Consider the following 20,402-nt stretch of genomic DNA (forward strand, 5'->3'; position numbering starts at 1 on the left):
GCACCGGTTCCCCCATTTTCGTTCGGTGCGAGGGCCCTGGACGCGAAGTTTTGAACGCGCTCAAGACCGAAATCCCGCTCAGGGTACAGAACCGCCCGGCAGCCTTCCGGAGGGGGGTGGCAGCCGCTGGTCAGCGGACCGTCCGCAGGCCGTCGAGGGCCATGTGCACCACCGCGTCGGCCAGTTGGTCGGGTCCCGTGCCCGGGTGCGGGCGGTACCACTCGACCAGGGAGTTGACCATGCCGAAGAGGAGGCGGGTGGCGAGCCGGATGTCCACGTCGGCCCGCAGGTCCCCGTCGGCGGCGGCCGCCTTGAGCAGGTCCGCGACCTGGTGGTCGAACTCGCGGCGGCGTTCCAGGGCCCAGCGCTCGGTCCGGGTGTTGCCGCGCACGCGCAGCAGCAGGGTCACGTACGGCAGCTCGCCGACGAGCACCTCCACCGTGCGGCGCGTGACGTACTCGACGCGCTCGACGGCCCGCCCCCGTACGGCGCCGGGCTCCTCCAGGACGGCGAAGAGCCCGTCGAGGGCGCGGCTCACGGCTCGGCGCAGCAGCTCCTCCTTGCTCGTCACGTGGTGGTAGATCGAGGACTTCGAGATGCCCGCGGCCTTGGAGAGGTGCTCCATTGAGGTGCCGTCGTAGCCGCGTTCGTTGAAGACCTCGACGGCGACCGAGAGCAGTGTCTCGGGGGTGTAGGTGTCCCGCTTCGCCGTCGTCACGCGCTCTCCCCCGTCTCGTCGCCGTCCCCTGCGGCGTAGCCCAGCCGGAACAGCGCCAGCGAGGGCGCGTACCGCCCGCCGGGACAGCGCTCGTCGAGGTGGTGCAGCAGGTCGTAGGCCCAGTCCCGGCCCAGCCGGTCGTGCCACTCGGCGGGGCCCAGCGGGTAGTTGACGCCGAGCCGCATCGCCGTGTCGATGTCCTCGGCGGTGGCCGCGCCGCGCGCGACGGCATCGGCCGTCAGGTCGATCAGCATCGCGACCGTCCGGGCGACGATCATGCCGGGGACGTCTCCGATGACGGAGACCTTCTTGCCCAGCTTCTGGAACAGGCCGACGGCCTCCGCGAGGGTCCGCTCGCTCGTGTCCTCGCTGGCGGAGAGCGCGATCCGGGTGGCCCCCCGGTAGTCGAGCGCGAGGTCGAAGTAGACGACGTCCGCGAACTCGACCGAGGTCTTGCCGTCCGCGAGCACCAGCTGGCCCTCGCCGGGCAGCTGGATGTACGGGCCCCCGTGCCCCGTGGAGGCGACCGCGATCCCGGCCTCTTCCAGCAGGTCGGCCAGCTCGGCCGCGGGCCCGAGGTCGCCGACCACGGTGACCTTGGCCGGGGCCTCCTCGGGGGCGGCGGTGTGCGGCTCCGGGGCGATGGCGTCCGGGCCGTACGGGAACCAGCCGTGGCCCGACTTCCGGCCGAGGCGGCCCGACTGGACCAGCCGGCGCTGCGCGAGGGACGGGGTGAACTTGGGGCTGCGGAAGAAGGACTCCCACACCGAGCGGGTCACGGCCTCGTTGACGTCCTGGCCGATCAGGTCGGTCAGCTGGAACGGGCCCATCTTGAAGCCGCCGCTCTCGCGGAGCACGGCGTCGATGGTGGCCGGGTCGGCGCCCTGCTCCTCGTACACCGAGAAGGCCTCGGCGTAGAAGGGGCGGGCGATCCGGTTGACGATGAAGCCGGGGGTGTCGGCGCAGCGGACCGGCGTCTTCCCCCAGCCGAGGACGGTGCGGTAGGCGCGCTCGGCGGCGGCCGGGTCGGTCGCGAAACCGCTGATCACCTCGACGAGGGGGAGCAGCGGGGCCGGGTTGAAGAAGTGCAGGCCGAGGAAGCGGCCGGGGTGCGCGAGACCCGCGGCGAGCTCGGTGACGGAGAGCGAAGAGGTGTTCGTGGCCAGCAGCGCGTCCGGCGAAACCACCCCTTCGAGTGCGGCGAAGAGCGTCTGCTTGACGGTGACGTTCTCGACGACCGCCTCGATGACCAGGGCGGCTGCGGCCAGGTCCGCGAGGGCGCCCGCCGAAGCGATTCGGCCGATCGCGTCCTCGGCCTCGGCGCGATCCAGGCGGCCCTTGGCGGTCATCCGCTCGATGCGGTCCTGCACGATGCCGACGCCGTCGGCGGCGAGGGCCGCGTCGATGTCGTAGATCAGCACGCGGTGACCTGCGAGAAGGGCGACCTGGGCGATCCCCTGGCCCATGGTGCCCGCGCCGATGACCGCCACAGTGCGGGACCGCTCGATTGCTGTCATGTCCTGATCCTCCCGCACCGACTTATCCACAGGGCCGCCGGGCCCTCTTGTCCCGACCGATCGTTCGGTTACTCTAACTCCAGTCTGCTCTCCTTCGCCCGGCTCAACGAGGAGTTGGTCCCTGATGGCCGCCGAGCTCACCGTCCCCCAGCTGTCCGCCAAGCACCGGCCCACCCTGGACCAGGCCCTGTCGGCGATCCACAGCCGCGCCTACTGGTCCCCGCATCCCGAACACCCCAAGGCCTACGGCGAAACCGCCCCGGCCGACGGGCTCGCCGCCTTCGAGGCCGTCCGCGGCACCCGGCTGGACCTGGGACAGCCCGGCACCGACGGCTGGGCGGGCGGCGAGGTCTCCCCGTACGGCCCGGAGCTGGGTGTCGAGTACCCGCACGTGGACCCGGACGTCCTGCTGCCCGCGATGAAGGCCGGCATGGCCGCCTGGCGCGACGCGGGCCCCGAGGCGCGCGCCCTGGTCTGCATCGAGATCCTGGCCCGGATCGGTGCCCGCACGCACGAGTTCGCGCACGCGGTCATGCACACCAGCGGCCAGGCGTTCATGATGGCGTTCCAGGCGGGCGGCCCGCACGCGCAGGACCGCGGCCTGGAGGCCGTGGCCTACGCGTACGAGGAGCAGACGCGGGTCCCGGGGCAGGCCGACTGGTCCAAGCCCCAGGGCAAGCGCGACCCGCTCGACCTCGGCAAGACCTTCACGGCGGTCCCGCGCGGCGTCTCCCTGATGATCGGCTGCAACACCTTCCCGACGTGGAACGGCTACCCGGGCCTGTTCGCCTCCCTGGCCACCGGCAACGCGGTGCTGGTCAAGCCGCACCCGCGGGCCGTCCTCCCGCTGGCGCTGACGGTCCAGGCGGCCCGCGAGGTCCTCGCCGAGGCCGGCTTCGACCCGAACCTGGTGGCGCTGGCGGTGGAGCGGCCGGGCGAGGGCATCGCCAAGACCCTCGCGCTGCGCCCCGAGGTCAAGCTGATCGACTACACCGGCTCCACCGAGTTCGGCGACTGGCTGGAGGCCAACGCCCGCCAGGCCCAGGTCTACACGGAGAAGGCCGGCGTCAACACGGTGGTCGTGGACTCCACGGACAACTACAAGGGCATGCTGGCGAACCTCGCGTTCTCCCTCTCCCTCTACAGCGGCCAGATGTGCACCACCCCGCAGAACCTGCTGATCCCGCGCGACGGCATCGCCACGGACGCCGGGCACAAGACGTACGACGAGGTCGTCGCCGACCTCGCCGCCTCGGTCGGCGGCCTGCTGGGCGACGACGCGCGGGCCAACGCCCTGCTCGGCGCCCTGGTCAACCCGGGCGTCAAGGAGCGGCTGGAGGCGGCGGCCGGACTGGGCGAGGTCGCGCTGGCCTCCCGCGAGGTCGTCAACCCGGAGTTCCCGGACGCGGTGGTCCGCACCCCGGTGATGGTCAAGCTGGACGCGTCCAAGCCCGACCCGGAGGCGGCGTACCTCTCGGAGTGCTTCGGCCCGGTCTCCTTCGCGGTGGCCGTGGACTCCACGGCGGACGCGCTGGAGCTGCTGCGCCGCACGGTGCGCGAGAAGGGCGCGATGACGGTGGGCGCCTACACGACGTCCGCCGACACCGAGCGGGCGATCGAGGAGGTCTGCCTGGAGGAGTCCGCGCAGCTCTCGCTGAACCTGACCGGCGGGGTGTACGTGAACCAGACCGCCGCGTTCTCCGACTTCCACGGCTCGGGCGGCAACCCGGCGGCCAACGCGGCGCTGTGCGACGGCGCGTTCGTCTCCAACCGCTTCCGCGTGGTGGAGGTCCGCCGCCAGGCCTAAGCGGTGTCCCCGGGCCCGCCCCAGTGGAACAGGGCCATGGCCACGCTGGTGGCTAGGTTGTAGCTGGAGACCTGCGGCCGCATCGGGAGTGCGACCAGGTGGTCGGCCCGTTCCCGCAGCTCGGGTGAGATGCCGTGGCGCTCGGAGCCGAAGGCGAGCAGCGCGTCGTCCGGGAGGGTGAGGGCACGGATGTCCTCGCCCTCCGGGTCGAGCGCGTACAGCGGCCCGGGCGGCAGCGTGTCGAGGGTGATCCGCTCGACGGTGGTGGCGTAGTGCAGCCCGGCCCCGGCCCGGACCACGTTCGGATGCCAGGGGTCGAGGTCGCCGCGGGTGACCACGCCGGTGGCGCCGAAGCCCGCGGCGAGGCGGACGACGGCTCCGACGTTGCCGAGGTTGCGGGGGTTGTCGAGCACGACGACGGGCGCGGGGCGCGGCAGCCGCCCCAGGGCCGCCAGGCCCGCCGCCCGGTCGGGCCGCACCGCCAGGGCCGCGACTCCGGTGGGGTGCACCCGGGCCAGCAGCCCCTTCAGCGGCGCCGCCCGCGTCAGGCGGGCCACCTCGGCCTCGACGTCCGGAGCCAGCTCGGCGGCGAGCGCCCGTACGGCGTCGGGGTCCTCGGCGAGGACCGTCCGCACCTCGGCCCCGAACCGCAGCGCGTGCTTCAGCGCGTGAAACCCGTCCAGCAGGACGAGCCCCTGCCCGACGCCGTCCCGCCACTGCCGCTCAACATCGTCGGCACTCTGCCCTTTGCTCATGCCCCGACCCTACGGTCCGCCTCTGCCCGGACCCGCAGGGGCGGTCAGCGGGGGAGGGCCGGGCTCGGCTCCGCCGGGGCCAGGGCAGGGGCCTGCTCACGACGCCCGGGCCGCAGCGCAGCGGCCCTGGCTCCCAGCCAGACCAGGAACACCGTCGGCAGGAACACCGCGTCGGCGGCGATCATCGCCAAAGAGAAGAACGGCAGGCCCAGCAGCACGGCGATCCCGGCGTGCTCCAGCACCATCACGGCCAGCAGCGCGTTCTTGATCCGCCGGTTGAACACCGTGAACGGAAACGCCACCTGGACGGCCACCGTCCCGTACGACAGCAGCATCACCAGCGTCCCACTGCCCGCCAGCAGCGCGGACAGCCCCGGCCACGGCGTGAAGTAGTCCAGGCCGAGGGGGTAGTACAGGGCCGTCCCGTCCTGCCACCGCGATCCCTGGATCTTGTACCAGCCCGCCGTCGCGTAGATCAGGCACACCTCCGCCATGATCACCAGCATCCCGGCGTTGTGCAGCACGTTGGCCAGCACGTCCAGCGTCGCCCGGCCCTCCCCGCCCGGCTCGTGCCGGTCCACCAGCCACCACAGCCCGCAGACCACCCACACCGCCGCGAAGGCCGCCAGCCAGCCGTTGCCGAACCGCCCGGTCACCGCCCCGTACGCGAGCACCGCGCCCAGCACGCCCCACAGCACCGGCCCGGCGGCACCCGCCGAGGCCGAACCGCGCAGCCGGGCCCGCCGCGCGTCCAGGGACCAGACCTGCGCGCACCGGGTCAGCACCAGGTACACGGCCATCAGGTGGATGACGTTGTCCCCGCCGTCGCCCATGAACACGCTGCGGTTCTGCAGCGCGAGCACCCCGACCATGAACAGCACGGACGTGGCCCGCGTCCGCCAGCCCAGCAGCAGCCCGGCGCTCGCCAGCACGGCCACCGCGTAGACGATCTCGAACCACACCGTCGAGTCCGACCACATCAGGACCGTGAAGGCCCCGTTCGACTCGATCAGCCGCTCCGCCAGCGCCCAGCTCCACGGCCCGTCCGGCCCGTACAGCTCGTGGCGGTGCGGGAACTCGCGCAGCAGGAAGAAGAGCCAGGTCCCGGCGAAGCCGATGCGGATCACGGCGCTCTGGTACGGGCCCATGGCCTGCCCGGTGACCTTCGCCAGCGCGGTCGCCAGGCCGGTTCTCACACCGTCCACCACGGCAGCTCCCGGTAGTACGTCTCGGTGTCGGTCGTCTCGTCGCTCCACTTCGGCGCGGGCACGGCCGTCGTCGCCGAGCGCAGCTGGATCCGCAGGATGTGGCCGCCGGGGTGGTGCGGGGCGAGCCGGTTCACCGCGATCCGCCGCAGGTACTGCTCGGACAGCTCGCCGCGCTCGCCGTTCGGCTTGTTCTGCTCGTCGTGGGAGCCGGTGAAGAAGTCCCAGGCCCGGCGGAGCTCGTTCTGCTCCGTGTGGCTGGGCAGCAGGCTGCGGCGGATGGCCGCGCCGTCCTCGGCGCTCAGGTTCCGCCAGTCCGTGGTGACGAGCTCGCCGCCGGCCGTCCGTACCTGCGCGCGCACCTCCACCGCGATGTTCTGCTGGAGCGGATTGGGCGCGAAGAGCTTCCAGTTCTGTTCGAACTCGGGGTAGATCCAGTCGTCGACCGTCCGCGCGTGCTGCTTGCTGACCGTATTGGGCGGGGCGACGTGCAGGAACACCAGGGCGAGATGCGTACAGGCAGCCACGGCGACGGCGCCGAGGGCCAGGGCGACGACCACCCGGTAGGGGGAGGACAGACCGGCGATTCCGGGCGCCGGCGGGGGCGGCGGATCGGCCGCTGCGGCGGGTTCCCGCTCGTTCGAATCCATCCCGCCCCGATCGTCCGGCATCCACAGGGTTGACCTCAGAGGTTGACACCCTACGGGCCGCCGACCCACCATTGAAGAGGATGAACCGAACGATCGGTCGGTCGGGTGGACAGACGGCCGGCCGACACACGCTGACAGGGGACCGGGATGGTGGCAGTGACCCCGGAGACGGGGCCGGAGACGGCCCTCGGGACAGACCGGACGGACGGCACAGGCATGGCTGCTGACCTGGGCGCACAGCTCGCGGCGGCCTTCGACGCGGCGGTCGCGGCGGAGGAGCGCGTGGAGCCGCGCGACTGGATGCCCGAGGAATACCGCGCCTCCCTCGTGCGCCAGATGGCCCAGCACGCCCACTCCGAGATCATCGGCATGCAGCCCGAGGCGAACTGGATCACGCGTGCGCCCTCGCTGCGCCGCAAGGCGATCCTGATGGCCAAGGTGCAGGACGAGGCCGGCCACGGGCTGTACCTCTACAGCGCGGCCGAGACCCTGGGCACCAGCCGCGACGAGCTGCTCGACAAGCTCCACGCGGGCAAGCAGAAGTACTCCTCGATCTTCAACTACCCCACCCTGACCTGGGCCGACGTCGGCGCCATCGGCTGGCTGGTGGACGGCGCGGCGATCACCAACCAGGTGCCGATCTGCCGCTGCTCCTACGGGCCGTACGCGCGCGCCATGGTCCGGATCTGCAAGGAGGAGTCCTTCCACCAGCGCCAGGGCTTCGAGCTCCTCATGACCCTGTCCAAGGGCACCGAGGCACAGCACGCCATGGCCCAGGACGCGGTCGACCGCTGGTGGTGGCCCTCGCTGATGATGTTCGGCCCGCCCGACGACGAGTCGGCGCACTCGGCCCAGTCGATGGCCTGGCGGATCAAGCGGCACTCGAACGACGAGCTGCGCCAGCGGTTCGTGGACATCGCCGTCCCGCAGGCGGAGGCCCTCGGCCTGACCCTGCCCGACCCGGACCTGAAGTGGAACGAGGAGCGCGGCCACCACGACTTCGGCGCCATCGACTGGGCGGAGTTCTGGAACGTGCTCAAGGGCAACGGCCCGTGCAACGAGCAGCGCCTGAGCCAGCGGCGCACGGCGCACGAGGAAGGCGCCTGGGTGCGCGACGCGGCCGCGGCGTACGCGGAGAAGCAGGCGGCACGCGCCGCACAGAACGAGGAGGCACGGGTATGACGCAGAACTGGCCCCTGTGGGAGGTGTTCGTGCGCTCGCGCCGCGGCCTCTCGCACACGCACGCGGGAAGCCTGCACGCCCCCGACGCGGAGATGGCCCTGCGCAACGCCCGCGACCTCTACACCCGGCGGAGCGAGGGCGTCTCGATCTGGGTGGTGCCCTCCACCGAGATCACCGCCTCCTCGCCGGACGAGCGCGACCCCTTCTTCGCCCCGTCCGCCGACAAGCCCTACCGCCACCCGACCTTCTACGACATCCCGGAGGGGGTGAGCCACCTGTGACCGGCACCGACACCGCCGCCGACACGACCACCGCGGCAGTCCACCGGGCGGCCCTCGCCCTCGGCGACGACGCCCTGATCCTCTCCCACCGCCTCGGCGAGTGGGCGGGCCACGCCCCCGTGCTGGAGGAGGAGGTCGCGCTCGCCAACATCGCCCTCGACCTGCTCGGCCAGGCCCGCATCCTGCTGACCATGGCCGGCGACGAGGACGAGCTGGCGTTCCTGCGCGAGGAGCGCTCCTTCCGCAACCTCCAGCTGGTCGAGCAACCCAATGGCGACTTCGCCCACACCATCGCCCGCCAGCTCTTCTTCTCCCTCTACCAGCACGAGCTCTACGGGGAACTGGCCTGCGGGGACGGCCCGTTCGCGCCGCTCGCGGCCAAGGCCGTCAAGGAGACCGCCTACCACCGCGACCACGCCGAGCAGTGGACCCTGCGGCTCGGCGACGGCACCGAGGAGAGCCGGGGCCGCATGCGCGCCGCCCTGGACGCCCTGTGGAAGTACACCGGCGAGATGTTCCAGCCGGTGGACGGCCTCGAGGGCCTGGACTGGCCCGCCCTGGAAGGGCGTTGGCTGGCCGCGGTGACCGGCGTACTGGAGCGGGCCGGGCTCGCGCTGCCCGAGGGGCCGCGCACCGGCGCCTGGGCGGCCGGAGCCGGGCGCCAGGGACTGCACACCGAGTCCTTCGGCCGCCTGCTCGCCGAGATGCAGCACCTGCACCGCAGCCACCCGGGGGCGTCATGGTGACCGCCCACGCCGGCACGACCCGCCTGGAGGCGGAGCTGGCCGAGCTGGCCGGCTCCGTCCCGGACCCCGAGCTGCCCGTGCTCACCCTCGGCGAGCTCGGCGTGGTGCGCGGCGTGAAGATGCGCGAGAACGGCGGCGCCGAGGTCGTCCTCACCCCCACCTACACCGGCTGCCCGGCCATCGAGGCCATGTCCGCCGACATCGAGCGGGTCCTCACCGACCACGGCATACCCGAGGTACGGGTGACCACCGTGCTCGCCCCCGCCTGGTCCACCGACGACATCAGCGCCGAAGGCCGCCGCAAGCTGGCCGAGTTCGGCATCGCCCCGCCGCGCCCGCACGCGGCCGGCGGGCCGGTCCCGCTGACCCTGTCGGTCCGCTGCCCGAACTGTGGGTCCACCGACACCGAGCTGCTCAGCCGGTTCTCCTCCACCGCCTGCAAGGCGCTGCGCCGCTGCACCGCCTGCCGCGAACCGTTCGACCACTTCAAGGAGCTGTAGATGGCCGCACCCCGCCACGGCGCGTTCCACCCGCTGACGGTGGCTGCGGTCGACCGGCTCACCGACGACTCGGTGGCCCTGACCCTCCGGGTTCCGCAGGAACTGCGCGAGGAGTACCGGCACGCCCCCGGCCAGCACCTGACGCTGCGCCGCGCCGCCCCCGAGGGCGGCACGGAGATCCGCCGCACCTACTCGATCTGCTCCCCCGCCCCGACGCCGGACGGCCCGGGCCCCGCGGAGCTGCGGGTCGGCGTGCGGCTGGTGGAGGGCGGGGAGTTCTCCACCTTCGCCCACAAGCAGATCGCCGCCGGGGACGTGCTGGACGTGATGGTCCCGGCCGGCCGGTTCGTCCTGGACCCGGCCGCCGCCCCGGCCGCCGGGCACTACGCGGCGATCGTCGGCGGCAGCGGGATCACCCCCGTGCTGTCGATCGCCGCGAGCCTGCTGGCCGCCCGCCCCGACGCCCGGTTCTGCCTCGTGCGCAGCGACCGCACGGCGGCGTCGACGATGTTCCTGGAGGAGGTCGCCGACCTCAAGGACCGGTATCCGGCACGCTTCCAGCTGGTCACGGTCCTGTCCCGGGAGGAGCAGGAGTCCGGACTGCCCTCCGGGCGCCTGGACGGGGAGCGGCTGGCCGAGCTGCTGCCCGCGCTGCTGCCGGTGGCGGACGTGACGGGCTGGTTCCTGTGCGGCCCGTACGGCCTGGTGCAGAGTGCGGAGCGCACCCTGGGCGCGCTCGGCGTCGCCCGGAGCCGGGTGCACGAGGAGATCTTCCACGTCGAGGACAGCACGGCGCCGGTTCGCGCCGGCGCCGCCCCGGCCCCCTCCCACGGCCGGGTCACCGCGCGCCTGGACGGCCGTTCCGGCACCTGGCCGGTCCGCGACGGGGAATCCCTGCTGGACGCGGTGCTCCGCAACCGCGCGGACGCCCCGTACGCCTGCAAGGGCGGGGTGTGCGGCACCTGCCGGGCGTTCCTGGTGACGGGCGAGGTCCGGATGGACCGGAACTTCGCGCTGGAGGCCGAGGAGACGGACGCCGGATTCGTACTGGCCTGCCAGTCCCACCCGGTGACGGAGGAAGTGGAGATCGACTTCGACCGGTGACCGGGGCCCTGCCCCCGTTCGGGGTCCCTGTCCCAGGCCCTGTCCTTTTCCCAGAGCCTGTTCTATCTTGACGCACCGTCAGATCAGAACGGGAGGACCGGCAGTGGACTTCACCTTCACCGAGGAGCAGCAGGCGGCCGTCGAAGCGGCGAAGGCCGTCTTCGCGGACGTCGCGCCCGACGGGGTGCCCAGCCCCGCGCTCACCCCCGGGGCCGTCGCCGACGACTTCGACCGCCCGCTGTGGGCCAGGCTCGCCGGATCCGACCTGCTGAGCCTGGTCCTCGCCGAGGAGCACGGCGGCGCCGGCCTCGACACCATCGCCCTGTGCCTGGTGCTGCGCGAGGCGGCGAGGGTACTGGCCCGGGTACCGCTGCTGGAACACTGCGCCACCGCCATGGCCGTACAGGCCCACGGCAGCCCCGAACTCGCCGCCGCCCTGCTGCCCGGCGCCGGGCGCGGCACCCTCGTCCTGACCGCCGCCGCCCACGGCCGCTCCGGCCACGACCCGGCCGAACTCGCCGTCACCGCCCGCCGGGAGGGGGACGGCTGGATCCTGGACGGCACGCAGACCGCCGTCCCCTGGGCGCAGAGCGCCGACTGGATCGCCGTACCGGCCCACACCGGCGAGGCCGAGGCCGTCCTCGCGCTCGTCCCGCGCACCGCCGAGGGCCTGGCCCTCGCCGAACAGGTCTCCACCAGCGGGGAACGGCTCGCCGAACTCGCCCTGGACGGCGTACGGGTGGCCCCGACCCACCTCATCGACGTCCCGGACGCCTGGGAGCGGCTGCGCCAGCTCCTCGCCACCGGAACCTGCGCCCTCGCCCTCGGCCTCGGCGAGGGCGTCCTCACCATGACCAGCCAGTACACGAGCAAGCGCGAGCAGTTCGGCTTCCCGGTGGCCACCTTCCAGGCCGTCGCCGTGCAGGCCGCCGACCGCTACATCGACCTGCGCGCCATGGAGGCCACCCTCTGGCAGGCCGCCTGGCGGCTCGACGCCGCGACCGGCGGCGCCGGCGGCCCGCTGCCGAGCTCGGGGGACGTCGCGGTCGCCAAGATCTGGGCCTCGGAGGGCGTACGCCGGGTCGTGCAGACCGCCCAGCACCTGCACGGCGGCTTCGGCGCCGACACCGACTACCCGCTGCACCGGTACCACGCCTGGGCCAAGCAGCTGGAACTCCAGCTCGGCCCCGCCGCCGCGCACGAGGAGGCCCTGGGCGACCTGCTGGCCGCCCACCCCCTCGCCTGAGGGCTCCCCGGGGCTACAGCACGAAGGCCGGGTTCCCGCTGTCCGCCACCATCGGGCGCCCGGCACGTTCCCAGGCCTGCATCCCGCCGTCGACGTTCACCGCGTCGATCTCCTGGCGCACCAGGTACTGGGTCACCTGCGCGGAGCGCCCGCCGACCCGGCACATCACGTGCACCCGGCGACCGTCCTCGACGGCCTCGGTCAGCTCGCCGAAACGGGCCACGAAGTCACTCATCGGAATGTGCAGAGCCCCCTCGACGTGCCCGGCAGCCCACTCGTCGTCCTCCCGGACGTCCAGCACAAAGCCTTCGGAGGGCACCGCGGCGGCGTCCACCGAGGGAAGCGGTCCGAAGTTCATACGTCGCCTTCTCTCATCACAGATCCGAAGTCCAACCTATCCGACGGCCCCGCCCGGCCAGGCGCCCGTCCAGCCCCTGCCTCACCCCGCGGCGAGCGCCTGGGCCAGCTCCGCCTCGCGTTCGGCGACCCGCGCCAGCAGCTGCTCCGCGATCTCCTCCAGCAGCCGGTCCGGGTCCTCGGGAGCCATCCTCAGCATCGACCCGATCGCGCTGTCCTCCAGCTCCTTGGCCACGAGCGACAGCAGCTCCTTGCGGCGCGCCAGCCACTCCAGCCGGGCGTACAGCTCCCCGCTCTCCTCCGGCTCGGCCCGCTCCGGCGCGGGACCGGCCGCCCACTCCTCGGCCAGCTCGCGCAGCAACCCCTCCTCGCCCCGCCCGTACGCGCCGTTGACCCGCGCGATGAACGCGTCACGGCGCGCCCGCTCGGCCTCGTCCTGCGCGAGGTCGGGGTGGGCCCGGCGGACCAGCTCGCGGTAGAGGCGGCGCACCTCCTCCGAGGGCCGCACCCGCTCCGGCGGCCGCACGGGCCGCTCGGTGAGCATCGCGCCCGCGTCGTCGGAGATCCCGTCCGAGTCCATCCAGTCGTGGAACAGCTCGTCCACCCCGGGCATCGGCATGACCAGCGAGCGCGCCTCGCGCGCCCGCCGCAGGTCCTCCGGGTCCCCGGTACGGGCCGCCTTCGCCTCGGCGATCAGCGCCTCGAGTTCGTCGAGCCGCGCATACATCGGGCCGAGCTTCTGGTGGTGCAGGCGGGAGAAGTTCTCCACCTCGACCCGGAAGGTCTCCACCGCGATCTCGAACTCGATCAGTGCCTGCTCGGCGACCCGCACGGCCCGTTCCAGGCGCGCCTCGGGACGTTCGTCGTCGGGAACCGTGTGTTCGGTCTGCTCGCTCACCCGGCCAGCCTACGGCCCGCCGCCCCGGGCACCCCGCGCAGGCCGGACCGCGCCGGCCGAACCGCTCAGACCCCGGACTCCGCCGCGATCCGCCCGGCCCGCACCGCCGCCACCAGATCGGCGTGGTCGGCCTCGGTCCGGTCCGCGTAGGCCACCGCGAACGCGGCCATCGCCTCGTCCAGCTCCTCGTTCTTCCCGCAGTACCCGGCCAGCAGCCGCGGATCGACGCTGTGCGCGTGCGCCCGGGCCAGCAGGGCCCCGGTCATCCGCCCGTAGTCGTCGAGCTGGCCGGCGGTCAGCGCCGCCGGATCCACACTGCCCTTGCGGTTGCGGAACTGGCGCACCTGGAAGGGCCGCCCCTCCACGGTGGTCCAGCCCAGCATGATGTCCGACACCACCTGCATCCGCTTCTGCCCGGCCACCACCCGGCGCCCCTCGTGCTCCTCCGGCGGCGAGACGAAGCCCAGCGCGGGCAGGTGCGGCAGCAGCACCGAAGGCCGGGCCTCCTTCACCTGCAGCACCAGCGGCTCGCCCCGGTGGTCCAGCAGCAGCACCACGTACGACCGCGTGCCGACGCTCCCCGTCCCCACCACGCGGAAGGCCACGTCGTGGATCGCGTACCGGGCCATCAGCGGCAGCCGGTCGGCCTGCAGGGTCTCCAGGTACGGGCCCAGCGAGGCCGCCACGGCCGCGGCCTCCCCGTCCCCGACCCGGCGCAGCACGGGCAGCGCGTCCACGAAGCGTCGCTGAACGGCTCCGCCGCGGGGCCGGCTGCCGTCCGGTACGGCCTCGGTCGACCGCGCGGCGAACCGCGCGGAGGTGTTGTTGCGGGCCTTCTCCGCGACCCGCTCCAGCGTGCCCAGCAGATCCCGGGCATCGGTGTGCGAGACCAGCTCCTCGTCGGCGATGGCGTTCCACGCGTCCATGGCGGGCAGCCGCGACAGCAGCCGCATGGTCCGCCGGTAGGCGCCCACCGCATCCAGCGCGGCCGCCCGGCTGGCGTCCTCGCCCGCGCCCGACACCCGCCCGGCCAGCACCAGCGAGGTCGCCAGCCGCTTCACGTCCCACTCCCACGGGCCGAAGACGGTCTCGTCGAAGTCGTTCAGGTCGATGACCAGCCGGCCCTGCGCGTCCCCGTACAGCCCGAAGTTCGCCGCGTGCGCGTCGCCGCAGATCTGCGCGCCGACCCCGGTCACCGGCCCGCCGGACAGGTCGTGGGCCATCAGCCCTGCCGCCCCCCGCAGGAACGCGAAGGGGTTCGCCGCCATCCGGCCCACCCGTATCGGCGTCAGCTCGGCGACCCGGCCCGCGTTGGACTCCTCCACCGCCCGCACCGCGTCCGGGCGGTCGCCGGGCGCCGCGAAGGCGGCGTGCGCCGCCCGCGGCACGCGCAGGCGCAGCGCCCGGCCCTCCTGCTTGGGCGATCCGTCCGCCACCCGCGGCGCGAACCCCGCCACCTCCGGGATCCGCTGCCCCACTACCGCCGCCATGCGCGCCGCCCCCCACCCGTACGTTGATCGCCTTCGGACGGGCTGACCGTATCTACAGCCCGGCGTCCCTGGCCAGCAAGGCCGCCTGCACCCGGTTCTCGCAGCCCAGCTTCGCCAGGATCCGGCTCACGTACGTCTTCACGGTCGCCTCGCTCATGTGCAGCCGCCGCCCCGCGTCGGCGTTCGAGAGCCCCTCCCCCAGCAACGCCAGGACCCCGCGCTCGCGTTCGCTCAGCTCGGCGACCTGCCGCCGGGCCTCCTCGCCCCGCACCGCGGCCTTCCCCGACGCCAGCTGGTCGACCACGTGCCGGGTCGCCGACGGCGAGAGGTACGCGTCGCCCGCCGCGGCCGCCCGTACGGCACCGATGAGCTCACTCGGCGCCGAGTCCTTCAGCAGGAACCCCGCACCGCCCTCGCCCAGCGCCCGCAGCACGTTCTCCTTCTCCCCGAAGGTGGTCAGGATCAGCGCCCGCACCTCCGGCGCGGCCCGCCCCAGCTCGCCCAGCGCCGTCAGCCCGTCCATCACCGGCATCTGGATGTCCAGCAGCACCACGTCCGGCGCGTGCGCCCGGGCCAGGTCCACCGCCTCCCGGCCGTTCGCCGCCTCCGCCACGACCTCGATGTCCGGTGCCGAGGTCAGGATCATCCTGATCCCCGCCCGGATCAGCGGCTCGTCGTCGGCGATCACCACGCGGATCACTTCGGCTGTCACCCGTGCTCCTACTGCTTGACCTCGTAAGCCTGCTTGTCCACGAGCTGCCCGTCCTTGAAGCAGAACCGGTAGATCAGGTCCGTCCCCAGCGCCTCCGGCTGATCCTGCGCCAGCACTGCCAGGCAGTTCGAACCCTCCGGCCGCGGCGGGCCCTTGTGCTCCGCCCCGGCCGTCAGGAAATTGTCGCCGCTCGGCAGCCGCTCCCGGACGACCCGCTCCGACTCTCCCACCCGCACCGCGTCGAACTGGTCCTGGTCCAGCATCGAGTCGCCCATCGAACCCATCACCATCAGCGCCCCCGCCCCCAGCACGATCACCATCAGCACCACCGCCGCGAAGGCGATCCCGCAGCCCAGCGCCAACCCGCCGGTCCGGCTGCGCGCCCGGACGGCCAGCTCCCGGTCCACCGCCGCCCAGTCCATCGGCGGCGCCCCCGGCAGCCCCCGCGCCCGCGCCTGCTGCCCGAAGTCGTCCGCCACGTCCGCCACCCCGGCCGGCTCCGCCCCGTACGGCAGCACCCCCGCCACCCGGAAGCCGCCGCCCTCGGTCCCGCCCGCGTGCACCATCCCGCCGACCAGCCGCGCCCGCTCGCGCAGCCCCGTCAGCCCCTGCCCGCCCGACACCACCTCGCCGGCCCCCGGACCGGCCGCCGGCCCGTTGGCGATCTCCACCACCAGCGAGTCGTCCTCGTAGCGCAGTTCCACCGTGATCGGCGCCCCCGGAGCGTGCTTGTACGCGTTCGTCAGCGCCTCCTGCACGATCCGGTACGCCGCGTGATCGCAGGCCGCGACCAGCGGCCGCGGCTGACCCGAGGTGGACAGCCGTACGTCGGTCCCCGCGCCCTGCGCCGCCTCCACCACCCCGGCGATCCCCGCCACCCCGCGCGCCGCCGGCTCCTCCACCGGTACGGGCGCCTCGACCCCGTCCCGCAGGATCCCGACGACCTCGCGCAGCTCGTGCATCGCCGCGACCGAGGCCTGCCGCAGCACACCGACCGCCTCGCGCTGACGGTCGGTGAGCTTCGGATCCACCTCCAGCGCGCCGGTGTGCACCGAGATCAGCGCCAACTGGTGGCCGAGGCTGTCGTGCATGTCCTGGGCGATCCGCTGCCGCTCGCGCAGCCTCGCCTGCCCGGCGACCATCGCCCGCTCCCGCATCAGCTGCCCGTTGCGCTCCTGGAGCGCGCGCAGCAGCGTGTGGCGCTGCGACCAGTACCGGCTGGCCAGACCCGGCATCACGGTCATCGCCAGGAACATCAGCGTGGAGAACACGATCACCAGCAGCGGCCGCATCTGCGACCACTCGTGCATCACGCCGAGCCCGAGCGCCGCGACGAAGGCCAGCGTGAACGCGGCCCCCGCCCGTCCCACCCCGATGATCCGGTGCCCCGCCGACCAGCCCAGCAGGCTGGTGACCAGGAACGAACCGGGCAGGAACACGCTCACCGCCGAACCCGCGACCAGCGTCGCCGCCGGCAGCCTGCGCCGCAGCAGGGTGAGCAGGACCACGGCCACGGCGCTCGCGGCCATCCGGCGCCCGGACCCGTTGTCGAGCTCCTCGACGCCCAGGCCGAGCAGCGCCAGCACCCCGGCGATCGCCACATCACCCGCGAGCATCCGCCGGGTCCAGGGCTCCGGACCCCTCAGCCAGTCCCAGCCCGCACGCGTCATCGCCTTCGCATCCACGCGACCGACCCTAGACACCCCGCCGCGCCGCCGGCCGCTCTCTTTCGTCTCGCCCCGCGCGACGAAAGTCGGACGACCGAACGCGAACGACGTGTCCTGGATCACTCCTTGGCGGTCCCTGGGCCGCACGGGCCTCCCCGCGCACGGCAGTTGATCTCCGGAAAGCCGGAAACACGAAACGGCCGCCACCGCTTTCGCGATGACGACCGTTTCGTCGATGTGGGCGAGGGGGGATTTGAACCCCCACGTCCCGAAGGACACTGGCACCTGAAGCCAGCGCGTCTGCCGTTCCGCCACTCGCCCGAGCAGCGTCCCAGTGGTTCTTCCCTTTCGGGCCGTTCCCCTGGCGACGTCGAAACATTAGCACGTCGGACGGGGTGGAATCACATCGCTTTCCCCGCACCCCGGACCCCCGCCGCGGACAGCCACTCCCGCACTCCGCTCCCGGTGCGGGACACTGTCCCTGAGGCCCCCCTACGATCCCTGTGAGGACCAACACTCGTCCTCACAGGACCGATGGGGAACCACCCGAATCCGCCACGCGTGGATACGATCAGTAAGCAGTACAGGGCGACAACGACGGAGGAGGTGCCCCATGGGAGTTCTGAAGCGGTTCGAGCAGCGACTCGAAGGTCTGGTGAACGGCACCTTCGCCAAGGTGTTCAAGTCCGAGGTCCAGCCGGTGGAGATCGCCGGAGCCCTCCAGCGGGAGTGCGACAACAACGCCACCATCTGGAACCGCGAGCGGACCGTCGTCCCCAACGACTTCATCGTCGAGCTCAGCGCCGGCGACTACGACCGCCTGAGCCCCTACTCCGGGCAGCTCGGCGACGAGCTCGCGGGCCTCGTCCGCGACTACGCCAAGCAGCAGCGCTACAGCTTCATGGGCCCCATCAAGGTCCACCTGGAGAAGGCCGACGACCTCGACACCGGGCTCTACCGGGTCCGCAGCCGCACCCTCGCCGCCAGCACCTCCCAGCCGCAGGCCCCCCAGGGCCGGCCGCAGGGCGGTCCGGCAGGCCAGGGCGGCTACGGCTACCCGCCGGTCGCCGCCCCGCCCATGCCCAGCGCCCCGCCCCCCGGCGGACCCGGCGCCAGGCGGCACGCGGGCGGACCCGGCCCGGCCGCACCCGTACCGGCCTCCGGCGCCCCCCGGCGCCACTGGATCGAGATCAACGGCACCCGCCACCAGATCTCGCGCCCCACGCTCGTACTCGGCCGAAGCACCGAAGCCGACGTGCGGATCGACGACCCCGGCGTCTCGCGCCGGCACTGTGAGATCCGGACCGGAACGCCCTCGACGATCCAGGATCTCGGGTCCACCAACGGCATCGTGGTGGACGGGCAGCACACCACCCGCGCTACGCTCCGCGACGGCTCGCGGATCGTCGTGGGCAGCACGACCATCATTTACCGGCAAGCCGAAGGGTGAAGCGGGGGCAATGTCAGAGCTGACCCTGACGGTCATGCGGCTGGGTTTCCTAGCCGTTCTGTGGCTGTTCGTCATCGTGGCCGTCCAGGTCATCCGCAGCGACCTCTTCGGAACGAGAGTCACGCAGCGCGGCTCCCGCCGCGGCGGCGCGGGCACCGCCCCGCAGCAGGCCGGCCGGCAGGCCGCGCCTCCGCAGCAGCGCCAGCGCCGCGGTGCGCCCACCAAGCTCGTCGTCTCCGAGGGCACCCTCACAGGAACCACGGTGGCCCTCGCGGGCCAGACGATCACCCTGGGCCGCGCCCACGACTCCACGATCGTGCTGGACGACGACTACGCGTCCAGCCGCCATGCCAGGATCTATCCCGACCGTGACGGCCAGTGGATCGTCGAGGATCTCGGGTCCACCAACGGCACGTATCTCGACCGGACCCGGCTGACCACCCCGACGCCCATTCCGCCGGGCGCCCCGATCCGCATCGGCAAGACCGTCATCGAGCTGCGGAAGTAGTACGAGAATGAGCGAGCGGAGCGAGCACGCAGCGGCGATCCGTCCTACCGAGGACACGGACACGCGCGCGCTCCCGACCGGAGGGTGGGCAGTGTGGCTCGAGACCGGTTGTACCCGGAGCCGACCGGCGAGGTGCGCATGAGTCTGTCCCTGCGGTTCGCCGCCGGATCGCACAAAGGCATGATCCGCGAGGGCAACGAGGATTCCGGCTACGCCGGGCCCCGCCTCCTCGCGATCGCCGACGGCATGGGAGGCCAGGCCGCCGGCGAGGTCGCCAGCTCCGAGGTGATCTCCACCCTCGTGCAGCTCGACGACGACGTCCCGGGCTCCGACATCCTCACCTCCCTCGCCACCGCCGTGCAGCGCGCCAACGACCAGCTGCGCGTCATGGTCGAGGAGGACCCCCAGCTCGAGGGCATGGGCACCACGCTCACCGCCCTGCTGTGGACCGGACAGCGCCTCGGCCTCGTCCACGTCGGCGACTCCCGCGCCTACCTGCTCCGCGACGGCGTCCTCACGCAGATCACCCAGGACCACACCTGGGTGCAGCGCCTCGTCGACGAGGGCCGCATCACCGAAGAGGAAGCCACCACCCACCCGCAGCGCTCCCTGCTGATGCGGGCGCTCGGCAGCGGCGACATCGTCGAACCCGACCTCTCCATCCGCGAGGTCCGCGCCGGCGACCGCTACCTCATCTGCTCCGACGGACTCTCCGGCGTGGTCTCCCACCAGACCCTCGAAGAGACCCTCGCCGACTACCACGGCCCCCGCGAGACCGTGCAGTCGCTCATCCAGCTCGCCCTGCGTGGCGGCGGACCCGACAACATCACCTGCATCGTCGCCGACGTCCTCGACACCGACAGCGGAGACACCCTCGCCGCCCAGGTCAACGACACCCCGGTCGTCGTCGGCGCGGTCGCCGAGAACCAGCACCAGCTCTTCGACGGCGGCAACGCCATGCAGACCCCGGCCGGCCGCGCCTCGGGCCTCGGCCGCCAGGCAGCCCCGCCCGCCGGCGCCTTCGGCCCCCCCGGCAGCGGCGAGGCCGCCGGCTACGGGTACGCCGAGCAGGGCCAGGGCGGCGGCGCCTACGGAAGCTTCGGCGAAGCCGAGGCCTACGACGGCGACTCCGAGTACGAGGACACGTACGACCACCCCCGCAGGCACCGCGGCAAAGGGCGCAAGTGGGCCACCCGCACGCTGACCCTGCTCCTGGTCGCCGGCGTCGTCGGCGGCGGCCTCTACGCGGGCTGGCGCTGGACCCAGACCCAGTACTACGTCGGCGTCAAGGGCGAGCACGTCGCGCTCTTCCGCGGCATCAGCCAGAAGCTCGGGCCGCTGGAGCTCTCCAAGGTGGAGACCGACCGCCCCGACATCGAACTGAAGTACCTCCCGCCCTTCAAGCGCAAGCAGGTCGAGGCCACCATCAGCGAAGGCAGCCTCGACGGCGCCCGCGCGAAGCTCGACGACCTCGGCGTCCAGGTCTCCGCCTGCAAGAAGGACGAGGAACGCCGCAACGCCGAGGCGCAGAACCAGACACCCGGCTCCACTCTGACTCCCGCGGAGCAGCAAGTGGTCAGCCTGTGCGGAAAGCAGTAGACACCCGCGG

20 protein-coding genes and 1 tRNA gene are annotated in these 20,402 nt (G+C 73.0%); 10 read left to right on the forward strand and 11 right to left on the reverse strand.

Features of this window, described 5'->3' with window-relative positions:
- Positions 1–130 precede the first annotated feature (130 nt).
- Both ACIPUC_RS19540 and ACIPUC_RS19545 read right to left on the reverse strand, forming a co-directional pair.
- On the reverse strand, positions 131–718 hold the full coding sequence (locus ACIPUC_RS19540; protein ID WP_446590863.1) for a TetR/AcrR family transcriptional regulator: 588 nt from the start codon (positions 716–718) through the stop codon (positions 131–133).
- Positions 715–2,235, reverse strand: coding sequence for a 3-hydroxyacyl-CoA dehydrogenase (locus ACIPUC_RS19545; RefSeq protein ID WP_446590864.1), 1,521 nt, complete (start codon positions 2,233–2,235; stop codon positions 715–717). Before ACIPUC_RS19545 ends, ACIPUC_RS19540 begins: the two co-directional genes overlap by 4 nt.
- Before the next feature lie 124 nt (positions 2,236–2,359).
- Between ACIPUC_RS19545 and paaN the strand changes: the two genes are divergently transcribed.
- The gene (paaN, locus tag ACIPUC_RS19550) at positions 2,360–4,042 is read left to right on the forward strand and encodes a phenylacetic acid degradation protein PaaN (RefSeq protein ID WP_446590865.1); all 1,683 of its coding nucleotides are present in this window, start codon (positions 2,360–2,362) and stop codon (positions 4,040–4,042) included.
- Here the strand turns inward: paaN and ACIPUC_RS19555 are convergent.
- Genes ACIPUC_RS19555 through ACIPUC_RS19565 form a run of 3 tightly spaced genes read right to left on the reverse strand, consistent with a single transcriptional unit; the run spans position 4,039 to position 6,652 of the window.
- Positions 4,039–4,797 (reverse strand): TrmH family RNA methyltransferase, encoded by a 759-nt coding sequence (locus ACIPUC_RS19555; protein ID WP_446590866.1) that lies wholly within the window; start codon positions 4,795–4,797, stop codon positions 4,039–4,041. The two genes, paaN and ACIPUC_RS19555, sit on opposite strands and share 4 nt — an antisense overlap.
- A gap of 44 nt (positions 4,798–4,841) precedes the next feature.
- Complete coding sequence (locus ACIPUC_RS19560; protein ID WP_446591171.1) at positions 4,842–5,993, reverse strand: HTTM domain-containing protein; 1,152 nt, start codon at positions 5,991–5,993, stop codon at positions 4,842–4,844.
- Positions 5,990–6,652, reverse strand: coding sequence for a DUF5819 family protein (locus tag ACIPUC_RS19565; protein WP_446590867.1), 663 nt, complete (start codon positions 6,650–6,652; stop codon positions 5,990–5,992). The genes ACIPUC_RS19560 and ACIPUC_RS19565 overlap by 4 nt, the downstream gene beginning before the upstream one ends.
- A 147-nt stretch (positions 6,653–6,799) precedes the next feature.
- On the opposite strand from ACIPUC_RS19565, the gene paaA reads away from it, so the two are divergent.
- From paaA to ACIPUC_RS19595, 6 genes are all read left to right on the forward strand, one after another.
- Positions 6,800–7,834 (forward strand): 1,2-phenylacetyl-CoA epoxidase subunit PaaA, encoded by a 1,035-nt coding sequence (paaA, locus tag ACIPUC_RS19570; RefSeq protein WP_446590868.1) that lies wholly within the window; start codon positions 6,800–6,802, stop codon positions 7,832–7,834.
- The gene (gene paaB, locus ACIPUC_RS19575) at positions 7,831–8,115 is read left to right on the forward strand and encodes a 1,2-phenylacetyl-CoA epoxidase subunit PaaB (protein WP_384757985.1); all 285 of its coding nucleotides are present in this window, start codon (positions 7,831–7,833) and stop codon (positions 8,113–8,115) included. Before paaA ends, paaB begins: the two co-directional genes overlap by 4 nt.
- Positions 8,112–8,861, forward strand: a complete 750-nt coding sequence (gene paaC, locus ACIPUC_RS19580) for a 1,2-phenylacetyl-CoA epoxidase subunit PaaC (protein ID WP_446590869.1) — start codon at positions 8,112–8,114, stop codon at positions 8,859–8,861. The genes paaB and paaC overlap by 4 nt, the downstream gene beginning before the upstream one ends.
- Positions 8,855–9,361 carry a 1,2-phenylacetyl-CoA epoxidase subunit PaaD gene (gene paaD, locus ACIPUC_RS19585; RefSeq protein ID WP_446590871.1) on the forward strand — a complete coding sequence of 169 codons (507 nt, stop codon included), beginning with the start codon at positions 8,855–8,857 and terminating at the stop codon, positions 9,359–9,361. The genes paaC and paaD overlap by 7 nt, the downstream gene beginning before the upstream one ends.
- Complete coding sequence (locus ACIPUC_RS19590; RefSeq protein ID WP_446590872.1) at positions 9,362–10,465, forward strand: 2Fe-2S iron-sulfur cluster-binding protein; 1,104 nt, start codon at positions 9,362–9,364, stop codon at positions 10,463–10,465.
- A gap of 103 nt (positions 10,466–10,568) precedes the next feature.
- Positions 10,569–11,711 (forward strand): acyl-CoA dehydrogenase family protein, encoded by a 1,143-nt coding sequence (locus ACIPUC_RS19595; protein WP_446590873.1) that lies wholly within the window; start codon positions 10,569–10,571, stop codon positions 11,709–11,711.
- 13 nt (positions 11,712–11,724) lie between these two features.
- On the opposite strand, the gene ACIPUC_RS19600 is transcribed toward ACIPUC_RS19595, so the two are convergent.
- The 6 genes from ACIPUC_RS19600 to ACIPUC_RS19625 all read right to left on the reverse strand — a co-directional run bounded on the left by ACIPUC_RS19600 (position 11,725) and on the right by ACIPUC_RS19625 (position 17,156).
- On the reverse strand, positions 11,725–12,069 hold the full coding sequence (locus tag ACIPUC_RS19600) for a rhodanese-like domain-containing protein (RefSeq protein WP_446590874.1): 345 nt from the start codon (positions 12,067–12,069) through the stop codon (positions 11,725–11,727).
- Between the two features lie 81 nt (positions 12,070–12,150).
- Positions 12,151–12,966, reverse strand: a complete 816-nt coding sequence (locus tag ACIPUC_RS19605; protein WP_446590875.1) for a hypothetical protein — start codon at positions 12,964–12,966, stop codon at positions 12,151–12,153.
- 65 nt (positions 12,967–13,031) lie between these two features.
- Entirely contained in the window at positions 13,032–14,456 is a 1,425-nt protein-coding gene (locus ACIPUC_RS19610; RefSeq protein WP_446590876.1) for a DUF2252 domain-containing protein, read from the reverse strand.
- Positions 14,457–14,508: 52 nt separating this feature from the next.
- Positions 14,509–15,168, reverse strand: coding sequence for a response regulator (locus tag ACIPUC_RS19615; RefSeq protein WP_446590877.1), 660 nt, complete (start codon positions 15,166–15,168; stop codon positions 14,509–14,511).
- An 8-nt stretch (positions 15,169–15,176) separates the two neighbouring features.
- Positions 15,177–16,838 (reverse strand): sensor histidine kinase, encoded by a 1,662-nt coding sequence (locus ACIPUC_RS19620; RefSeq protein WP_446591173.1) that lies wholly within the window; start codon positions 16,836–16,838, stop codon positions 15,177–15,179.
- A 235-nt stretch (positions 16,839–17,073) separates the two neighbouring features.
- Positions 17,074–17,156 (reverse strand) — tRNA-Leu (locus ACIPUC_RS19625).
- Positions 17,157–17,448: 292 nt separating this feature from the next.
- On the opposite strand from ACIPUC_RS19625, the gene ACIPUC_RS19630 reads away from it, so the two are divergent.
- The 3 genes from ACIPUC_RS19630 to ACIPUC_RS19640 all read left to right on the forward strand — a co-directional run bounded on the left by ACIPUC_RS19630 (position 17,449) and on the right by ACIPUC_RS19640 (position 20,392).
- A complete protein-coding gene (locus tag ACIPUC_RS19630) occupies positions 17,449–18,285 on the forward strand; it encodes an FhaA domain-containing protein (RefSeq protein WP_446590879.1) in 837 nt (278 codons plus the stop codon).
- Positions 18,286–18,295: 10 nt separating this feature from the next.
- Complete coding sequence (locus ACIPUC_RS19635) at positions 18,296–18,793, forward strand: FHA domain-containing protein FhaB/FipA (RefSeq protein WP_215145016.1); 498 nt, start codon at positions 18,296–18,298, stop codon at positions 18,791–18,793.
- A 138-nt stretch (positions 18,794–18,931) separates the two neighbouring features.
- Positions 18,932–20,392, forward strand: coding sequence for a PP2C family protein-serine/threonine phosphatase (locus tag ACIPUC_RS19640; RefSeq protein WP_446590880.1), 1,461 nt, complete (start codon positions 18,932–18,934; stop codon positions 20,390–20,392).
- Positions 20,393–20,402: the final 10 nt, after the last annotated feature.

This window comes from Streptomyces sp. LARHCF249, from assembly GCF_052871255.1.